The organism is Bradyrhizobium sacchari, assembly GCF_002068095.1.
GTDB classification, from domain to species: domain Bacteria; phylum Pseudomonadota; class Alphaproteobacteria; order Rhizobiales; family Xanthobacteraceae; genus Bradyrhizobium; species Bradyrhizobium sacchari.
Genome location: NZ_LWIG01000001.1, coordinates 449,741 through 468,892, shown reverse-complemented (window position 1 = coordinate 468,892; position 19,152 = coordinate 449,741). Strand labels below are relative to the sequence as shown.

Here is a 19,152-nt window from a genome sequence, read left to right as displayed (position 1 = left end):
TCTCCTAATCCGTGTACCTGATCCGCGGATCAAACACCGCGTAGAGCATGTCGACTGTGAAATTCGCGAACACCACCACCACCGCAATGAACATCACGAGGTTCTGCACGATCGGATAGTCGCGCCAGCGGATCGCCTCGACCAGGAAGCGTGCGACACCGGGGATGTTGAATACGGTCTCGGTGACGATCAGGCCGCCGATCAGGAACGCGGCCTCGATGCCGATCACGGTGATGACGGGCAGGATCGCGTTTTTCAGGGCGTGGTGATAGTTCACGGCGGCATCGGAGGCGCCCTTGGCGCGGGCGGTGCGGATATAGTCCTGCCGCAGCACCTCAAGCATCGAGGATCGCGTGATACGCATGGTCAGCGCCGCGCTGCGGAAACCGACGGCCGCGGCCGGCACGGCGTAGGTCGCGAATGCCTCAAGCCATGTCTTCGGATTGGGATTGAAGATCGGCATCTGGCCGAACATCGCAACCGACGCGGTGAGGATGAGCAGGCCGAGCCAGAACGAGGGCAGCGACAGGCCGCTGAGGCTGATGACGCGCAGCGTGTAGTCGAGCTTTGTGCCCTGCTTCACCGCGCTGATGACGCCCAAGGGAATGCCGATGGACGCGGAGAACAGCAGCGCGAGCCCGGCGAGCCGCGCGGTGATCGGAATCCGCGGCAGGATCTCCTGCAGCGCCGGCTTTTCGGAGACGTAGGAGTAGCCGAAATCGCCGCGCAGAAATCCAATGATCCAGTGCCAATATTGCACGATCAGCGGCTGGTCGATGCCGAGCTCCTTCTCCAGATTGGCCTTGTCGGCGGGATCGACATAGCCGGCGGCGGCAAACAGGATGTCGACGATGTTGCCGGGCACGATGCGCAGCAGGAAGAAGATGACGACCGAGATCCCGAACAGGGTCACGAGCATCAGGAACAGGCGCCGCACCAGATAGGCAAACATCCCCCGCGCCCTCCCGTCGAGCCGTTAGCGCGCTACTTGTCCATCCAAACGTCTTCGTACCGGTATCCATTATACGAGCTGTTCGACATGATCGTCACGCCCTTGACGTATGGCTGCCAGCAGCTGCCGGTGCGCGCGTGGAAGATGATCGGGCGCGCGACGTCCTCCTGCAACTTCTTGTCGATGTCCCACACCAGCTTCTTGCGTTTGGCGATATCGGTCTCCTGCGACTGCACGTCGAACAGCTTCTCGATCTCCTTGTTGCAGTAATTGGTGTAGTTGCGCTCGGAACCGCAGGAATAGTTCTCGTAGAAGGACTGATCGGGATCGTCGACGGCGTTGCCGGTCAGATTGAGCCCGAGCATGTAGTCCTTGCGCGCGATCTTCGAGAACCAGTTCGCGGTCTCGACCACATCGAGCTCGCCGTCGATATAGATGCTCTTGAGCTGGTCGATCAGGATCACCGCGGGGTCGCGATAGACCGGGATGTTGCGCGTCGAGACCTTGACGGCGAGATGCTTGTCCGGCCCGTAACCGGCCTTCTGCATCAGCTTCTTTGCTTCCTCGCGATTGGCGTTCACGTCGGGACCATAGCCCGGAATGGTCTCGAGCATCTCCTTCGGCATGCCCCACAGCCCGTTCGGCGGCGGCAGCATGGTGCCGCCGACATCGCCCTGGCCCTCGAACATGATCGAGATGAACGCTTTGCGGTCGAGCGCCAGCGCCATGGCGCGGCGGATGTCGATGTTGTCGAAGGGCGGGGCGGACGAATTGACGATGATGTTGGTCGCGACGTTGTTGGGCTCGACCACGCAGACCGCGTTCGGCGCCTGCGATTTCACGTCTTTCAGCAGCGGAATGCTTACCTCGGTCGGGAACGTCATGTCGAACTTGCCGGCGACGAAGGCGAGAATCGCGGTCGAGCGATTCGGGATGATGGTGAACTCGATGCCGTCGAGATAAGGCCGGCCTTCGCGCCAATAATCCGTGTTGCGCGTCAGCTTGATCGATTCGTTGGCCTTGAACTCGACGAATTTGAACGGCCCGGTGCCGATCGGGTGCGTGCGCATGTCGCCCGGCGAGACGTGGCAGGGATAGACCGGCGTATAGCCCGAGGCGAGCAGCGCCAGCAGCGAAGGCTGCGGCCGCTTCAGGTTGAACGAGACCTCGAAATCGCCGTTGGTCGAGATGTCGTTGACCTGCTCGTACCAGGTCTTGCGCGGGTTTTGCCGGAACTTCTGCTGCGACTTGCCCATCAGCATGTCGAAGGTGCATTTGACGTCCGCCGAGGTGAACGGCTTGCCGTCATGCCATTTCACGCCCTGGCGCAGCTTGAAGGTCAGAGTCTTGTTGTCGTTCACCCAGGCCCAGCTCTCGGCGAGTTCCGGAATGATGTTGTCCATCCTGTTCTGCGCCTCGTCCTGCTTGTAGATGACGAGGTTGTTGAACACGGGCATGAAGGGAACGTTGAGCGAGTAGGTCGCGCCTTCGTGGATCGAGGCATTGCCGGGGCTGTCACGATGATACATCCGCAGGATACCGCCCTGCTTGGGCGCGCCGGCGAATGCAATGGTCGAAAACGCCAGCAAAGATAGCACCGCCGTCGCGGCGAGCGCCCGCACGCTCCGCATCCTCGTCCTCCCTGGGCAACAGCCTTTCCGGCCTGTTTGTCAGGACGATAGCCGACGCGCGTGGAGGGAGGCAACCGGCAAGGGCAGCCGCGCTCTCGGCAATTCGGATGACGGAAGGTCGCACGCGGCGTCCCTCATAATGTGAGGGTGCAGGTGCGAAGGGTTCCCCCGCAGATGTTGTGCGAAGCTACACCCATAAACTTCGCCGGGACGACACCGAATGTCGCGGAGAGGTCTCACACGATCCTTGACGTCTTGTTCCCCCAGTACCGGTCCCGCAGCAGCCGCTTGTACAGCTTGCCCGTCGGCAGCCGCGGCAGCTCCTTCTCGAAATCCACCGAGCGCGGCACCTTCTGACGTGACAGCGATGTTCCGCAAAAGGCGATCAGCTCCTCGGCGAGCGCTGGGCCCGGCACCACGCCGGGCATCGGCTGCACCACAGCCTTCACCTCTTCGCCGAGATCGGGATTGGGCACGCCGAACACCGCGGCGTCCGCGACCTTCGGGTGGGTGATCAAGAGGTTCTCGCATTCCTGCGGATAGATGTTCACCCCGCCCGAGATGATCATGAAGGTCGCGCGGTCGGTGAGATAGAGGAAGCGATCGGCGTCGACATAGCCGACGTCGCCCACCGTGCTCATGCTGCCGTCGGCCGAGCGAGCTTCCTTGGTCTTCTCCGGATCGTTGAAATATTCGAACGGCGATGCCGTCTTGAACCAGACTTGGCCGGGTGTGCCGGTCGGGCACGGGTTCATGTTCTCGTCGAGGATGTGCAGATCGCCGAGCAGCACCTTGCCGACGGTGCCGCGATGGCTAAGCCATTCCTCGCTGTTGCAGGCGGTGAAGCCGAGCCCTTCGGTCGCGCCGTAATACTCGTGGATGATCGGCCCCCACCATTTGATGATGTCGTCCTTGACCAGGGCCGGGCAGGGCGCCGCCGCATGGATCGCGATCTCCAGCGAGGACAGATCGTAGCGGCTCCGCACCTCCTCCGGCAGCTTCAGCATGCGCGAGAACATCGTCGGCACCAGCTGAGTGTGGGTGATGCCCCATTGCTGGACGAGCTGGAGGTAGCGTTCCGGATCGAAGCTCTCCATGATGATCACGGTGCCGCCCATGCGGATCGTGAGGTTCACGGCTGCCTGCGGCGCCGAATGGTAGAGCGGCGCCGGCGAGAGATAGACCATGCCCTCGCGGTAGTGCCAGAGCGTGGTAAGGAAATCGAACAGCGGCAGATTGTGCCTGGGCGGCTCCTCCGGCAGCGGCCGCAAAATGCCCTTCGGCCGTCCCGTCGTGCCCGATGAATACAGCATCGCCGTGCCGAGCCACTCATCCGCGATCGGCGTCTTCGGCAGATCGGCAGTGACGTCCGCGAGGCCGACGATGCGCTCGCTCTCGCCGGGACCATCGGCCACGATGCAGAGCTTGACATCGGGACAGGCCTTGATCGCCTCGCGCGCGATGTCGAGCTTCGCCACCGACGTGATCAGGATCTTCGACTGGCTGTTGACGAGGAGATAGGCGAGCTCGCCCGGCGTCAGGAAGGAGTTGATGCAGGTGTAGTACAGCCCGGAGCGCTCGCCGGCCCCGCAGGCCTCGAGATAGCGCGAATTGTTCTCCATGAAGATCGAGTAGTGGTCGAGCCGCTTCAGGCCGTGCCTGCGGAACAGATGTGCCAGGCGGTTGCTGCGCGCCTCCAGCTCACGATAGGTGACGGCCTCGCCGGTCGCAGCCATGATGAAGGCGGGCTGCAACGGGCGCAGGCGGGCATGGTAACCTGTATACATCTATCCTCCGGCTTGGATCATGCGGCGAGCAGCAGGATTTCTTTGATGTCGGCGGGGCCGTCGATCCTGCGCGGGTTGCGCGGAATCCAGTTCGTCCGCATCGCCTGCTCGGCGATGGCGTCGAAATGCTCCGGCGCAACGCGGACATCCGCGAGGCTGCGCGGCATGCCGAGCGCGCGGATGAAAGCATCGAGCACGTCGGCGGCATCGCGGCCGGGAAAGCCCATTGCGGCGGCGACGATCATCTGCCGCTCGGCATTGTCGCGCGCATTCCAGCGCATCACTGCCGGCAGCATGACGCAGGAGGTGTGGCCGTGCGGCACGCCGAAGGCCGCGCCCAGCACGTAGCCGATGCCGTGGCTCGCGCCCATCGGCACGCCGGCGGCGAGCGCGCCCATCGACAGCCAGGTGCCGATCTGCGCATCCATCCGTGCCTCGAGATCGCCGGGGTCGGCCTTCACCCGCGGCAGCGCATCGGCAAGCATGGCAAGGCCCTTGACCGATTGCGCGTCGGCATAGGGATGCGTCTCGCGTGAGCAGATCGCCTCGACGCAATGGTCGAGGGCGCGGATTCCAGTCGAGAGGAACAGCCATTCCGGCGTGTGCACGGTGATGCCGGGGTCGAGGATGGTCGCGCGCGGCACGGCGAGCGGATGCCGCAGCATCTGCTTCACGTTGGTGCTGCGGTCGGTGACGCCGGCGATGGAACTGAACTCGCCGCCGGCAATGGTGGTCGGCACACTGACCTGGCGCACGGTCGGCGCATTCATCTCGGGCGCGACGCCCTTGTGCACGCGGATGCGCTCGATGCCGCCGATCGTGTCGATGCCGTTGGCAAGGCAGAGCTGCACCGCCTTGGCGCCGTCGGTGATCGAGCCGCCGCCGACGGTGACGATCAGGTCGGCGCCGGCCTCACGCGCTGCGTTGGTGGCCGCGATCACCGCCTCGCGCGGCGTGTGCGCCGGCATGGCATCGAACAGGCCGGCGCAGCGCTCCCCGAGCGCCTCCTTGATCTTCGTGATCTCGTCGGTCTGCCGGTTCAGTGTTCCTGAGACCATCAGGAAGGCGCGGCGGGTTCCCAGCCGGTCCATCTGCGCCACGATCGCGCTGGCCGCGGGATGGCCGAACACAACCTCCTCGATCGCGCCGTAAACGACACGTCCCTGGTGCACGCCGGTCCTCCCCGGACAATTCGCTTGTTTTGTAAGGAGAAGTCTAGCCGAGCAGTCGCTGCTCGTCATGTGCGAAGACGCTGGCGCGGCTCTCTCTTCTCCCTCTCCCCGTTCTTACGGGGAGAGGGTCGGGGTGAGGCGCTCTGTCCGTATTCCCCGTGAGAGTTGGACTCACGGAGATTCCCCCTCACCCGGATCGCATCTTGCGATGCCCTCCGGCCTCTCCCCGCACGCGGGCGGAGGCGAGGAAGGCTCCGCGTGCGCGGCCATCTCCTTCTGTCAACCCGCCATCCGGCCAGGGCGCTCGTGCAAGCATTGCACGCGCATTGGTCTTGAACTGTTCATCATTGCCGCCCATCTTGTGTCCCCCGCGGGCAGGCGCCCACCCTGCATTTTCCGCGGCTTTTGATGCGAGGACCTGGGATGACTGGACCGGACGGAAGCGAGCGACTTGTCAAAAAGCACGATTTCGTCCAGCCACGGCATTATGCGATAGCGGGTCTCCTCGCCGCATCATTCGCGCTGACCGGTTGCGGGCAGCCGACTTCGCAAGCATCTGCGCCGCCGCCCGCGCCGGTGACCGTCGCCCAGCCGGTCAAGCGCACCGTTACCGATTGGGATGAGTTCACCGGCCGTTTCGAGGCGGTCGAGGAGGTGCAGGTGCGCCCGCGCGTCGGCGGCTTCGTCAACTCGGTGGAGTTCCAGGACGGCGCCATCGTGCGTCAGGGCGATCTGCTCTACGTCATCGACCCGCGCCCGTTCGAGGCAGTGGCCGAGCAGGCCGACGGCCAGCTCTCCGACGCGCGCGCCAAGGTCGAGCTTGCCAAGCGTGAGCTCGACCGCGGCCTCAACCTGGTCCAGACCAGCGCGGTCTCCGAACAGGCCGTCGACCAGCGCCGCCAGGCCTTGCAGGCCGCGCACGCGGCAGAGACGCAGGCCGCAGGTGCGCTGAAGGCCGCGCGGCTCAACATCGAATTCACCCACGTGACCGCGCCCCTCACGGGCCGCGTCAGCCGCCATCTCGTCAGCCCCGGCAATCTCGTGCAGGGCAGCGATACCGGCTCCTCGACGCTGCTCACCTCGATCGTCGCGCTCGATCCGATCTACGTCTATTTCGACATGGATGAGGCGACCTTCATCAAATACAGCAAATTGTGGTTCGCAGGTAAGCGCCCGAGCTCGCGCGATACGGCAAACCCGGTGCAGGTGACTCTCGCCGGCGAGACCAAGCCGTCGCATGAAGGCACCATCAACTTCCTCGACAATCGCCTCGACGTCTCCACCGGCACGCTGCGCAGCCGCGCCGTGATCAAGAACACCGATCTGTCGATCCTGCCCGGCCAGTTCGGCCGCGTCCGCCTGATCGGCAGCGCGCCTTACGAGGCGCTGCTGATCCCGGATGTCGCTATTGCGACCGACCAGTCCCGCAAGATCGTATTCGTGGTCAAGCCGGACGACACCGTCGAAGCGCGCCCCGTCGTACTCGGGCCGCTCGACGAAGGCCTGCGCGTGATCCGCGAAGGCCTGAAGGCCGACGACCGCGTCATCGTCAACGGCATCCAGCGCGCTCGCGTCGGCGCCAAGGTCGCTCCGCAGACCGCTCCGGCCGGTGGCAAGTCATGAATCTCGGCCGTCTCTCCATCAACCAGCCCATCCTGGCGATGGTGCTGTCGATCGTGCTGCTGATCGTCGGCGCGCTCGCCTATACCACCCTGCCGGTCTCCGAATATCCGCAAGTGGTGCCGCCCACTGTGGTGGTTACCACGCAATATCCCGGTGCCTCCGCGCAAACCGTATCCGACACGGTCGCCGCGCCCATCGAGCAGGAGATCAACGGCGTCGAGGACATGCTGTATCTCTACAGCCAGGCGACCTCGAACGGCCAGCTCACCATCACCGTCACCTTCAAGCTCGGCACCGATCTCGACAAGGCCCAGGTGCTGGTGCAGAACCGCGTCGCGATCGCGCAGCCGCGCCTGCCTGAGGAGGTCCAGCGCAACGGCGTCACGACCCGCAAGAACTCGCCCGACATCCTGATGGTCGTGTTCATGCTGTCGCCGGACGACACGTTCGACCAGCTCTACATCTCCAACTACGCGCTCCTCCAGGTCCGCGACCAGCTCTTGCGCATCGACGGCGTCGGCGACATCCAGATCTTCGGCGCGCGCGACTATTCGATGCGGTTGTGGCTCGATCCTGACCGCATCGCCAATCTCGGCCTGACGTCCACCGAGGTACTCGCGGCCATCCGCGCCCAGAACGTGCAGATCGCTGGCGGCCAGATCGCCGAACCGCCGATCGCGGACCGCGCCTTCCAGCCGAACCTGACGTTCACGGGGCGGCTGAAGGACCAGAAGCAGTTCGAGGACATCCTGATCAAGGCCGGCTCCGATGGCCGCACGGTGCGGCTGCGCGACGTCGCCCGCATCGAGCTCGGTGCGCTCGCATATTCCACCAACAGCTTCCTGCTGCGCAAATCGGCGGTGGCGATGCTGGTGACGCAGCGGCCCGGCTCGAACGCGCTCGCGACTGCGAAGCACATCTCCGACACCATGACCAAGCTGAAGGAGAGCTTTCCGAAGGGCCTCGACTACAATATCGGCTACAACCCGACCGAGTTCATCGCACAATCGGTCCACGAGCTGATCAAGACCATCTACGAGGCGATGCTGCTCGTGGTGATCGTCGTGCTGGTGTTCCTGCAGGGCTGGCGGCCGGCGATCATTCCGATCATCGCGATCCCGGTCTCGCTGGTCGGGACCTTCGCGGTGATGGCCGCGCTCGGCTTCTCCATCAACAACCTCACCTTGTTTGGTCTCGTGCTCGCGGTCGGCATCGTGGTCGACGACGCCATCGTGGTGGTCGAGAATGTCGAGCGGCATCTCGAGCATGGCCTGAGCCGCCGCGATGCGGCGCTCAAGACCATGGAGGAGGTCGGCGGCGCGCTGGTCTCGATCGCGTTGGTGCTGTGCGCCGTGTTCGTGCCGACCGCGTTCATCGGCGGCATCTCCGGGCAGTTCTTCCAGCAATTCGCCGTCACCATTGCGGTCGCGACCGCGATTTCGTGCTTCTGCTCACTGACTCTGTCGCCGGCGCTGGCCTCGCAGATCCTCACTCCGCACGAGGAGAAGCGGCCGCCGGCGAGCTGGAACGTCATCGCGCGGGCGTGGGGTGCCTTCACCGGCGTGTTCAATCGTGTGTTCGACCGGCTCTCACACGGCTACGCCGGCCTTGCCAATTTCGTGATCCGGCATTCCGTGGTGATGCTCCTGATCTATGTCGTGCTGATCGGCAGCGCCGGCTGGCTGATCGTGACCACGCCACAGGGCTTCATCCCGGCGCAGGATCGCGGCTACGTCATCATCTCCGTGCAATTGCCGGGCGCGGCCTCGTTGGCACGCACCACCGAGGTCGTGCGCGAGATCGAGCGGATCTCGCTCGATACGCCGGGCATCATCCGTGTCGCCGCTTTTGCCGGCTTCTCCGGCGCGACGCGCACCCAAGCGGGCAATGCAGCCGCGCTGTTTCCAGTGTTCGACGAGCCCGAGGTGCGGCTGAAGAAGGGCCTGACGGCGAATGCCATCACGGCCGAGCTGCGCAAGCGCCTCGCCGCGATCCAGGGCGCCTTCATCATCGTGATTCCGCCGCCCGCGGTGCCCGGCATCGGCACGGGCGGCGGCTTCACCATCCGCATCCAGGACCGGCAGGGTCGAGGCGCAGAACTGCTGGCTTCGGCGACCGACGAGCTCGTAGCCGCCGCGCGCAAATCGCCCTCGCTCTTTGGCCCCTCGGTGTTCTCGCCATTCTCGGCAAGCACGCCGCAGCTCTTCGTCGATATCGACCGCACCAAGGCGCAGAAGCTTGGCGTGCCCATCTCGAATATCAACGACACCATCCAGACCTATTTCGGATCGACCTACGTCAACGACTTCAACCTGTTCGGCCGTACCTATCACGTCACGGCGCAGGCTGATTTCCCGTTCCGCAAAGAGCCCAGCGATCTCTCTCGGCTGCGCACGCGCAACGCCTCCGGCGACATGGTGATGCTCGGCAGCGTCGTCGACTTCAAGGATGTCTCGGGGCCTGACCGCGTCGCGCGCTACAATCTGTACGCAGCGTCCGAACTCCAGGGCGAGCCGGCGCCGGGCACGAGCTCGACCACCGCGCTCAACGCCATCAAGAAGCTCGCGGACGATACGCTGCCGAGCGGCTTCACCTTCGAGTGGACCGACCTGTCCTATCAGCAGGTCACCGGCGGTAATGCCGGCCTCTACGTGTTCCCGATCTGCGTGCTGTTCGTCTATCTCGTGCTCGCCGCGCAATATGGCAGCTGGACCTTGCCGTTCGCGGTGATCCTGATCGTGCCGATGTGCCTGTTAGCTGCCACCATCGGCGTCCGGATCATGGGACAGGACGTCAACATCCTGACCCAGATCGGCTTCGTCGTGCTGGTGGGACTGGCGGCGAAGAACGCGATCCTGATCGTCGAGTTCGCGCGTGACATCGAGAACGAAGGCAAGCCGCGGCTGGAGGCCGTGATCGACGCCTGCCGCCTGCGTCTGCGCCCGATCCTGATGACCTCCTTCGCCTTCATCCTCGGCGTGCTGCCGCTGGTGGTCTCGACAGGCTCCGGTTCGGAAATGCGCCAAGCGGTCGGCGTCGCCGTGTTCTTCGGCATGCTCGGCGTCACCCTGTTCGGGCTTCTGTTCACACCGATCTTCTATGTGGTGGTGCGGAACCTGGCGGAAGGGCGGCGCGACAAGAAGCCGGAGGTGGCGGCTTCCTAGGTGTTGGTGGTGGCCGCCAGCATATCCTCAATCGCGGCGTCGTCCCGGCCTAGTGCGCAATTGCGCACTAGGCCGGGACGACAGCCGTTGTTTGGCGTGCGGAATCCCATACTAACGACCAACATGAAATGGATGGGCATGCGCGGGGTTCTTCACTACTATCCGCGCGATTTCAAAACAGAAAACTGCTGGGAGCTAACAGATGAAATCAACCCTTTTGGCCGCCGTCGCAACCTCGGCCCTGCTGCTGGCAGCGCCGGCCTTTGCGCAGGGCGTCAAGATCGGCATCCTCAACGACCAGTCCGGCGTCTACGCCGATTACGGCGGCAAATGGTCGGTCGAAGCGGCCAAGATGGCGATCGAGGATTTTGGCGGCGAGGTGCTCGGCCAGAAGATCGAGCTCGTCACTGCCGACCACCAGAACAAGCCGGACCTTGCGAGCTCGATCGCGCGGCGCTGGTACGACGTCGAGAGTGTCGACATGATCACGGAGCTGACGACCTCATCGGTCGCGCTCGCGATCCACGAGCTTTCCAAGGAAAAGAAGAAGATCGACATCGTCGTCGGTGCCGCGACCTCCCGCCTGACCGGCGATGCCTGCCAGCCCTACGGCTTCCACTGGGCCTATGACACCCGCGCGCTCGGTGTCGGCACCGGTGGTGCGCTGACCAAGGCGGGCGGCGACACCTGGTTCTTCCTCACTGCGGACTACGCTTTCGGCTACGCGCTGGAGAAGGACACCAGCGAGATCGTCACCGCCAATGGCGGCAAGGTGCTCGGCTCGGTGCGCGTGCCGCTCAACTCCTCGGACTTCTCCTCCTTCCTGCTGCAGGCGCAGAGTTCGAAGGCCAAGATCGTCGGCCTTGCCAATGCCGGCCTCGACACCACCAACTCGATCAAGCAGGCGTCCGAATTCGGCATTGTCGCCAGTGGTCAGAAGCTCGCTGGCCTCCTGATGACGCTCGCCGAAGTGAACGGCCTCGGCCTGCAGGCCGCGCAAGGCCTGGTGCTCACCGAGGGCTATTACTGGGATCTCAACGACAAGACCCGCAATCTCGGCGAACGCTTCCTCAAGCGCACCGGCCGGATGCCGAGCATGATCCACGCTGGCACCTATTCGGCGACGCTGAGCTATCTGAAGGCAGTCAAGGCCGCCGGCACCAAGGATCCCGATGCGGTCGCCAAGAAGCTGAAGGAGCTGCCGGTGAACGACGACTTCGCGCAGGGCGGCAAGGTGCTCGAGAACGGCCGCATGGTCCACGACATGTACCTGTTCGAAGTCAAGAAGCCCTCGGAGTCGAAGAAGCCCTGGGACTATTACAAGCTGCTCGCCACCGTCCCCGGCGACAAGGCCTTCTTCACAGCCAAGGAAAGCGGCTGTCCGCTGACGAAGTGAGGAAAGGAGCACAGCGAGCGCCACACCCTCGCCGTCGTCCCGGATCTGCGCTTGCGCTTGTCCGGGACGACGGCGGAATATGTGTAGCCGCAGCCCGCCTCACACCAGCCGCAACACCGCTCCCAGTGCCCCCGCCCACAGCGCAATCGCGGCGATGCCCTGGATCATGAAGCCGGGGCCTCGCTTGGCCGCCGCCTGCGAATAGCCGATGAAATAGACGATGCGGCCGATGATCCACACCGCGCCAATGCCGGCAGCGACGGCGTCGCCGACATAGATCGCGAACAGCCAGAGTGCTGGCAGGAAGATCGGCATCCATTCCAGCGTGTTCATCTGGATACGGAACGCGCACTCGAAATCCGGGTGCCCCGACGTCGCCGGCACCTTGACGCCGGTTTTGGTGCGCGAGCGCGAGACGTTGATGCAGGTAAAGAAATAGAACGCAATCGCCAGCAGCGTGACGAGGGCGGTGAGACGATACATTGCGAATTTCCCCAAAGCGTTTTCGAGCGAAGTGGATACCGGTTCGCGTGAAGAAAACGCGTCAGACCGGAATCCAGGAAACCGCGCTTCAATACCCCGTCAGCTCGAGATAGCCAACGCCGTCATGCGTGCCGGCAAAGCTGATCGGCCCCTCCCAATAGGAGAACCCGGTCCCCATCCAGGCGTTCGGATTGAGCGGCCTGCACAGGATCGAGAACGCGCGCGAGGGGATCGCGATCTGCCATTCCACCGGCAGCTTGCGCCCCGCAACCTCCGCCGTCGCCTTCGGTGCCATCTGGATGTCGCCGCCTGCAATCATCTGGGTCTCGCCGGCGGCGCTGATCCAGTTGCCGAACGGATAGTTTTGGCCGTCCTTCTGCCGCAGCCGGTACAGCATCAGCTTGTCGCCGCTCGACAGATGCAGCGACAGCCAGTCCCAGCCGGTCTGGTCGGTGTCGAGAGGCTGGCTGCTCCATTCGCGGTCCATCCAGGCCTGACCCGTGACATCGACCGGCTTGTCGTCGATGTTGAGCGTGCCGCGCGCGCGGTAGAACGGCTGGCTATAATAGTAAGACGCCTGGCCGCGCTCCGACTTGCGGCTGAAGCCGCGGTCACCCTGCAGCACCACCGGCCGGTCGGCCTCCAGCGTCAGCGCGTAGCTAAAGTCGGCGCCGGACGCTTTCAGCGTCAGCGGTGCCAGCTTGCGATCGTCGGTGCGTTCAAGACCTTTCATCTCCCAATCGTCGATCCAGGCCGCGAACGGTTTTGCCGTGACGCCGGCCTGCCCGATGCCGCCGCGCGAAAACAGCTCGGTAAAGCGATGCGTGCCGGCGCGCGTCGCCGCTGCATGCGCCATCCAGATCTGTTGATTGGCCCAGCCCTCGCCTTGCGGGCCCGGCTGCGCCGCCTGACGGAATAGCGTCCATTGCAGGCCGCAGGCCGCGCCGCTGCTGTCCGTGAGATTCGCCGTGAGATACCACCACTCGATGCGAAACTCCGGATGCGGACCGTGATCGCCGGGGAAGTTGAATGTCTTTCCCGGCGTCACCTTGGCAAAGCCGTCGGCGGCCTCGCCGAGCCCGGCATAGCCTTGCGCGCCGGCGCGGCGCGCGAGAGCGAGCGCGGCGATGCCGCCGGCAAAGGCGCGCCGCGAGATATTGTCAGCGCTCATTGGCAAACACCTTGACGAGATTCCCCGGCTGCATCCGCGCCAGCCGCAGCATCGGCAGCAGCGCGGCAAGCAGCGAGGCGAGCAGTGCGACCGCGACCAGCTCGACCAGCTGCAGCGGAAACACATGGAACGGCAGCCGCCAGCCGAACGCCTTCACGTTCACGATCGCAATCAGGCACCACGCCACCACCAGTCCGAGCGGCACGGCCAGCAGCGCCGTGAATAGCGCGACCGACAGCGTCTTGGTCAATTCGATCGCGGCAAGCCGCGGCCGCGTCAGGCCGATTGCCCACAGCGGCGCAAGCTGCGGCAGCCGGGAATTCGCCAACGTCAGCAGGCTGGTCAGCAGTGCGATGCCGGCGACGCCGAGCGTGAACGCATTCAGTGCGGAGGTGACCGCAAAGGTGCGGTTGAAGATGCGGATCGATTCCGCCTTCACCGTCGCCTGGTCGGCGACGCTGCGGTCGTCGAGCGCAAACTGCTTCTGCAACGCCGCGATCAGGCCGGGGATGTTCTCCTTTGCGACGATCAGGCCGATCCGCGTCTGCGGCGTTTGCGGAAAATGCCGGATCAGCGCCGCGACGTTGACGGCGAGCTGCCCCTTGGGATTGCCGTAATCGGCATAGATGCCGACGATGTCGAGCTCCCAGGTCCCGCCCGGCGCGGGCACCTCGATCACGTCGCCGACGCGGACGTTGAGGCGGCGGCTCAGCTGCTCGCTGATGAAGGCGGCATTGCCGGGCACCAGCTGGGTCCAGGCACGCGGCGCAGCCTCGAGTAGCGGCCAGCGCTCGCGATAGAGCGCGTGATCGGGCAGGCCGAACAATTCCACCGGCTGGCCCTGAACTTGAGTCTCGGCGCGCCCTCCCGACAGGATCGCCTGCACCTCGCTGCGCTCCTTCAGCCAGTTGCGGACCGCCGTGCCTTGCGCATTGTCGGAGGCGCTGATGTAGATGTCGGCCGCGAGCCGCCCGTTGAGCCAGCCGATGAAGGTGCGGCTGAAGGTTTCCACCATGGTGGACACGCCGACATTGACGGCGAGCGCAAGCAGCAGCGCCATCAGTGCCAGCGACAATCCGGAGAGCTGCTGCCGGCTGTCCGCCCAGAACCAGCCCGCAAGCGGGCCCCGGGCGAGGCGCTGGCCCGCGAGCAGGATGCTGTCGAGCAAGGCCGGCAGCATCAGCGCCGCGCCGAGCATGAGCGCCGCCAGCACGCCGAAGCCTGCGATCAGCGATTGACCGTAGTGCAGCAACAGCAGCGCGACCGCGAACACGGCGCAGGCCGCACCGCTCTGCAACACCAGCCAGCGGCGTTGCCGCTGTTGCCAGGCGTAGGGCTGCGCGACCGCCAGCACCGGCATCCGGATCGCCTTGACCAGGCTGGTCGCCGCCGCCACAAGCGCGCCGGCAACGCTGATGCCGATGCCGGCGAGCCACCATTCTGGCCGCAGCGTAAGCTGCCCAGGAATCTGCGCGCCATAGAGCCCGCGCAGCGAGGCTGCGACGTCGGGTAACAGAGCTGCCGCAATGAAATAGCCGCAGACGAGCCCGATCAGGCCTGCGACCAGCGCCAGCGCCACCAGCTCGATCACCAGCACCGTGTTGACGAGGCGGGCCGAGGCGCCGCAGGCCCGCAAGGTGCGCAGCATCGGCAGCCGCTGCTCGAAGGCGAGGCCGACGGCCGAGTTGACGATGAACAGGCCGACGAAGAACGACAGCAGGCCGAAGGCGGTGAGGTTGAGATGGAAACTGTCGGTGAGACGCTCCAGCTCGGTCTCCGCGTTCGGCTCGACCCGCTGCAACTGCTCGCCGACGACGCTTGCGAGCGGCACCGGCTTGCCCTTCGGTTTGCCGATCAGGAGCCGCGAGACCTGATCCGGCTTATTGAGGAGCCGCTGTGCCACGCCGATATCGACCACGAGAACGTCGGGCACGAGCTGCGGCAGCACGCGCAGCGGCGGCAGCTTTGCGCCGCTGCTGATCGGGGGTGACGCGCCTTCGGTTTCCTCAAAATCGCTCAGCGTCTCCCGTGCCACCAATGTCTGGCCGGGCGGCGCAACGAAGCTGCCGAGATCCGAGGCACCAAGGCGCGGCGCATCGCCGACATCGGCCGGCAGCGTCACCGGCTCGATGCCGAGCAGCCGCACTGAGCGTCCATTGATCTGGACGCGGCCCTCCAGCACCGGCGACACCGGCCAGCCCGCGCGGCGCAGTTTTACGAACAGCTCCTGGGAGAAAGTTGCCGCATTCGGCGCCACCAGCATCGCTGTGCGCACGCCGCCAAAAGTCGCCGCGGCGCGGTCGTAGGCGTTGCGGGCCTGCTGGTTGATGGCCTGCACGCCGCTCCACAGCGCGGTCGCCGCGATCAGCCCGATCAGGAGCGTGGCGAACTGCATCCCGTGGCGCCGCCAATGGCTCAGGAGCACCGCGAGCACCCAGAGCGCGCGCCTCATGCGATTCGTCCTGCGTGCAAGGTGAGATGCCGGTCGAGCGTGCCGGCCAGATGCAGGCTGTGCGTCACCATCAGGAAGCCGCAGCCGGTGCGCGCGACGAGGTCGCGTGTCAGCGCCAGCACGTCCTCGGCGGTGTCTTCATCCAGATTGCCGGTCGGCTCGTCCGCCAGCAGCAGCGAGGGCTTTGTCGCGAGCGCCCGACCGATCGCGACCCGCTGCTGCTGGCCGCCTGATAATTGCTCTGGATAACGCTTGAGCAGGCCGCCGAGCCCGAGCCGCTCGACCAGCTCCTTGGTCCAGGCCGCATCATGCCGGCCGGCGATCCGTGCCTGGAAGGCGAGATTGTCCGCAACCGACAGGCTCGGAATCAGGTTGAACTGCTGGAAAACCAGGCCGATCCGGTCGCGCCGCAAGCCGGCGCGGCCGGCGTCCGACAGCTTGGTGATCTCGGTGTCCTCCAGCCGGATCGAGCCATCATCGGCAGCGTCCAGCCCGGCGATCAGGTGCAGCAGCGTGCTCTTGCCGCTGCCGGATTCCCCGGTCAGCGCGACGCGCTCGCCGGCCCGGAGGTCGAGATCGACGCCGCGCAGCACATGGACCGGCTCGCCCGCCGAGGAGAAGGTCTTTGAGAGGTTTCGGATGCTCAGCAAGATCAATGCGCCGGACGGAATTTAACTCAATGTTGCGTAGCACACCTGCCGCGGAAATGCCGGGGTTGCGTTGGCTTTCAAGCCGTTGTTAGCTCCGAGGACGGCCAAATCAAAAACTGCCGACAATAAAGACATACGGGGAGAATGATGAGCGCTCAGGGAACGCCCGAAATGGGCAGGACGGCAGGGGACTCCAAGGGTTTGGCAAAGCCAACGCCGAAGGGCGCCTGGACCGTTACATTTCTCCTCTTTCTCTTCATGGTGGTGAACTTCGCCGACAAGATCGTCGTAGGTCTCGCCGGCGTGCCGATCATGACCGACATGAAGCTCAGCGCCGAGCAGTTCGGCCTGCTCGGCTCCTCGTTCTTCTTCCTGTTCTCGATCTCGGCCATCGTGGTCGGCTTCATCGTAAACAAGGTGCCGACGCGCTGGGTGCTACTGACGCTGGCGGTGATCTGGGCGCTGGCGCAGTTCCCGATGGTCGGCACGGTCTCCTTCACCACGCTCCTGATCTGCCGCATTGTGCTGGGCGCCGGCGAAGGTCCGGCCTTCTCGGTCGCCGCACACGCCATCTACAAATGGTTCCCTGACGAGAAGCGCACGCTACCGACCGCGATCCTGTCGCAAGGCTCGGCCTTCGGCGTCATCCTGGCGGTGCCGGCGCTGAACTGGGTCATCGTCAACCACTCCTGGCACTACGCCTTCGGCGCGCTCGGCGTTGTCGGCCTGATCTGGGTTTGTGCCTGGCTCGCGCTCGGCAAGGAAGGCCCGCTGGAGGACACCCAGGTTCTCGCCGTCACCGAGCCGAAGATTCCCTATGTGCAGCTACTGACCTCGCGCACCTTCCTTGGCTGCGTGGCCGCGACCTTCGGCGCCTATTGGGCGCTGTCGCTCGGCCTCACCTGGTTCACGCCCTTCATCGTCAAGGGGCTCGGCTTCTCGCAGAGCCAGGCCGGCTTCATCTCGATCCTGCCCTGGGTGTTCGGCGCCACGATCGTCATCCTCACCGGCTGGATCTCGCAGGTGATGATGGCGCGCGGCTACACCACGCGTATCTCGCGCGGCGTGCTCGGCTCGGTGCCGCTGATCATCGGCGGCCTGATCCTGGCTGCGATGGGGCATGTCGAGGGCGCGGGCCTGCAGATCGCGGCGCTGGTCGTCGGCTCCGGCCTGTGCGGTGCGATCTATGTGGTCTGCCCGCCGATGCTCGGCGAGTTCACGCCGGCCTCGCAGCGCGGCGCCGTGATCGCGATCTACGGCGCGCTCTACACGCTCTCGGGCATCATCGCGCCGAGCGTGATGGGCACCGTGATCCAGCGCGCCGGCAGCATGCTCGACGGCTACCTGACCGGCTTCACCATCAACGCGGTCGTGATGGTCGGCTCCGGCGTCATCGGCCTGCTGCTGCTATGGCCGAACACGGAAAAGGCGAGGCTGACCCGCGGTGCGGCGGTACAGCCCGCGCCATTGAAGGGCGCGGTATCGCCGACGTAAGGGGGCAGTGCTCGCCCAATCCACAATCGTCGTCCCGGCGAAGGCCGGGACCCATACGCCGCAGCGATCGTTTTGCGAAGACTCGGAATTACCAGCGTCGCCTCAAACCACGCCCTGTGGTTATGGGTCCCGGATCTGCGCGCGCTTTAGGCGCGCTTGTCCGGGACGACACTGAATGTGTGGAGAGCTCTCGCGCCCCAGGCGCTACTGCACCCCCTGCGCCCCGCGAACCAGCTTCCCCGGCCGCCGGCCCGTCGCCTCGCCCTGCCGCCGCGTCACGACGCCCGAGACGATCGTCGCCTCGTAGCCGTCCACATCCTGCAGCAACCGCCGCCCGCCAACCGGCAGATCGTAATGCACCTTCGGCGGATGCAGATGCAGGCGGTCGTAGTCGATCACGTTGACGTCAGCCTTGTAGCCGGGCGCAATCAGCCCGCGATCGGTCAGCCCGACCGACAGCGCGGTCTTGCGCGATTGCGCCGCGACCACGAACGGGATCGACAGCTTCTCGCCGCGGGTGCGGTCGCGCGTCCAGTGCGTCAGCAGATAGGTCGGGAAGCTCGCATCGCAGATGATGCCGCAATGCGCGCCGCCGTCGGACAGGCCCGGCACCGATTGCGGATCGAGCAACATCTCGCGCGTCGCATCGAGATTGCCGTCGGAATAGTTGAGGAACGGCACGTAGAGCATGCCGCGGCCCTCGTCCGACAGCATTGCCTCGTAGGCGAGTTCCTCCGGCTGCCTTCCCTGCCTGCGCGCCTGCGGCCCCAGCGCGTTCTCCGGCGGCTGCTCGTAGTCGGGGGGATCGCCGAGCAGGAACATCTTGTCGTAGTTGGGTCGGAAGAACAGCGGATCGTCGGTCGCGGTCGCCGTCTCGCTCAGGATCGCCTTGCGAATTTCAGGCTGGTGCAGCCGGGCCAGCCGCTGCTGCAGCGGCAGATGCGCGATCGCCTTGTAGCTGGGATGGGTCTGGAACGGATTGCGCGACAGCTCGAGGCCTAGCAGCAGGCCGACCGGCCGCGCCGCGATCTGCGCCGTGATGGAGAGGCCGCGCTGTGCGGCTGCGTTGATCTCGTCCAGCGTCTGGCGCCAGCGGTTGGGCGATCTGTCGTTCTGCGTGATCGAGAATGAGATCGGACACTTCGTGCTGTCGGCCACCCGCAGCATCATCGGCAGG

General features: G+C 65.2%; 13 protein-coding genes. 4 read left to right on the top strand and 9 right to left on the bottom strand.

Annotation, left to right across the window (positions count from 1 at the left end):
* Positions 1 to 4 precede the first annotated feature (4 nt).
* The 4 genes from A5906_RS02175 to A5906_RS02160 all read right to left on the bottom strand — a co-directional run bounded on the left by A5906_RS02175 (position 5) and on the right by A5906_RS02160 (position 5,542).
* Positions 5 to 952, bottom strand: coding sequence for an ABC transporter permease (locus A5906_RS02175; RefSeq protein WP_080133619.1), 948 nt, complete (start codon positions 950 to 952; stop codon positions 5 to 7).
* Between the two features lie 32 nt (positions 953 to 984).
* Positions 985 to 2,583, bottom strand: coding sequence for an ABC transporter substrate-binding protein (locus A5906_RS02170; RefSeq protein ID WP_080133618.1), 1,599 nt, complete (start codon positions 2,581 to 2,583; stop codon positions 985 to 987).
* A 236-nt stretch (positions 2,584 to 2,819) separates the two neighbouring features.
* Positions 2,820 to 4,370 carry an AMP-binding protein gene (locus A5906_RS02165; RefSeq protein WP_080133617.1) on the bottom strand — a complete coding sequence of 517 codons (1,551 nt, stop codon included), beginning with the start codon at positions 4,368 to 4,370 and terminating at the stop codon, positions 2,820 to 2,822.
* Positions 4,371 to 4,387: 17 nt separating this feature from the next.
* A complete protein-coding gene (locus A5906_RS02160; protein WP_080133616.1) occupies positions 4,388 to 5,542 on the bottom strand; it encodes an iron-containing alcohol dehydrogenase in 1,155 nt (384 codons plus the stop codon).
* A gap of 423 nt (positions 5,543 to 5,965) precedes the next feature.
* Here A5906_RS02160 and A5906_RS02155 point away from each other — a divergent pair, with 423 nt between their 5' ends.
* The 3 genes from A5906_RS02155 (at position 5,966) to A5906_RS02145 (ending at position 11,725) form a co-directional block, all read left to right on the top strand.
* Positions 5,966 to 7,165 carry an efflux RND transporter periplasmic adaptor subunit gene (locus A5906_RS02155; RefSeq protein ID WP_080133615.1) on the top strand — a complete coding sequence of 400 codons (1,200 nt, stop codon included), beginning with the start codon at positions 5,966 to 5,968 and terminating at the stop codon, positions 7,163 to 7,165.
* Positions 7,162 to 10,329: an efflux RND transporter permease subunit gene (locus A5906_RS02150; RefSeq protein WP_080133614.1), complete on the top strand. Its 3,168-nt coding sequence runs from the start codon at positions 7,162 to 7,164 to the stop codon at positions 10,327 to 10,329. Before A5906_RS02155 ends, A5906_RS02150 begins: the two co-directional genes overlap by 4 nt.
* Before the next feature lie 202 nt (positions 10,330 to 10,531).
* Positions 10,532 to 11,725, top strand: a complete 1,194-nt coding sequence (locus A5906_RS02145; protein WP_080133613.1) for an ABC transporter substrate-binding protein — start codon at positions 10,532 to 10,534, stop codon at positions 11,723 to 11,725.
* Positions 11,726 to 11,824: 99 nt separating this feature from the next.
* Here A5906_RS02145 and A5906_RS02140 read toward each other — a convergent pair whose 3' ends face one another.
* The 4 genes from A5906_RS02140 to A5906_RS02125 all read right to left on the bottom strand — a co-directional run bounded on the left by A5906_RS02140 (position 11,825) and on the right by A5906_RS02125 (position 16,481).
* Positions 11,825 to 12,208 (bottom strand): MAPEG family protein, encoded by a 384-nt coding sequence (locus tag A5906_RS02140; protein WP_080133612.1) that lies wholly within the window; start codon positions 12,206 to 12,208, stop codon positions 11,825 to 11,827.
* Positions 12,209 to 12,296: 88 nt separating this feature from the next.
* Positions 12,297 to 13,379 carry a lipocalin-like domain-containing protein gene (locus A5906_RS02135; protein WP_080133611.1) on the bottom strand — a complete coding sequence of 361 codons (1,083 nt, stop codon included), beginning with the start codon at positions 13,377 to 13,379 and terminating at the stop codon, positions 12,297 to 12,299.
* Positions 13,369 to 15,831 (bottom strand): FtsX-like permease family protein, encoded by a 2,463-nt coding sequence (locus A5906_RS02130; protein ID WP_080133610.1) that lies wholly within the window; start codon positions 15,829 to 15,831, stop codon positions 13,369 to 13,371. The genes A5906_RS02135 and A5906_RS02130 overlap by 11 nt, the downstream gene beginning before the upstream one ends.
* Positions 15,828 to 16,481 (bottom strand): ABC transporter ATP-binding protein, encoded by a 654-nt coding sequence (locus A5906_RS02125; RefSeq protein ID WP_080134025.1) that lies wholly within the window; start codon positions 16,479 to 16,481, stop codon positions 15,828 to 15,830. The genes A5906_RS02130 and A5906_RS02125 overlap by 4 nt, the downstream gene beginning before the upstream one ends.
* Before the next feature lie 147 nt (positions 16,482 to 16,628).
* Here A5906_RS02125 and A5906_RS02120 point away from each other — a divergent pair, with 147 nt between their 5' ends.
* Entirely contained in the window at positions 16,629 to 17,975 is a 1,347-nt protein-coding gene (locus A5906_RS02120; RefSeq protein ID WP_080134024.1) for an MFS transporter, read from the top strand.
* Positions 17,976 to 18,179: 204 nt separating this feature from the next.
* Here the strand turns inward: A5906_RS02120 and A5906_RS43670 are convergent.
* Positions 18,180 to 19,152 (bottom strand): amidohydrolase family protein (locus A5906_RS43670; protein WP_245326559.1); only part of this gene is annotated, 973 nt, incomplete at its 5' end.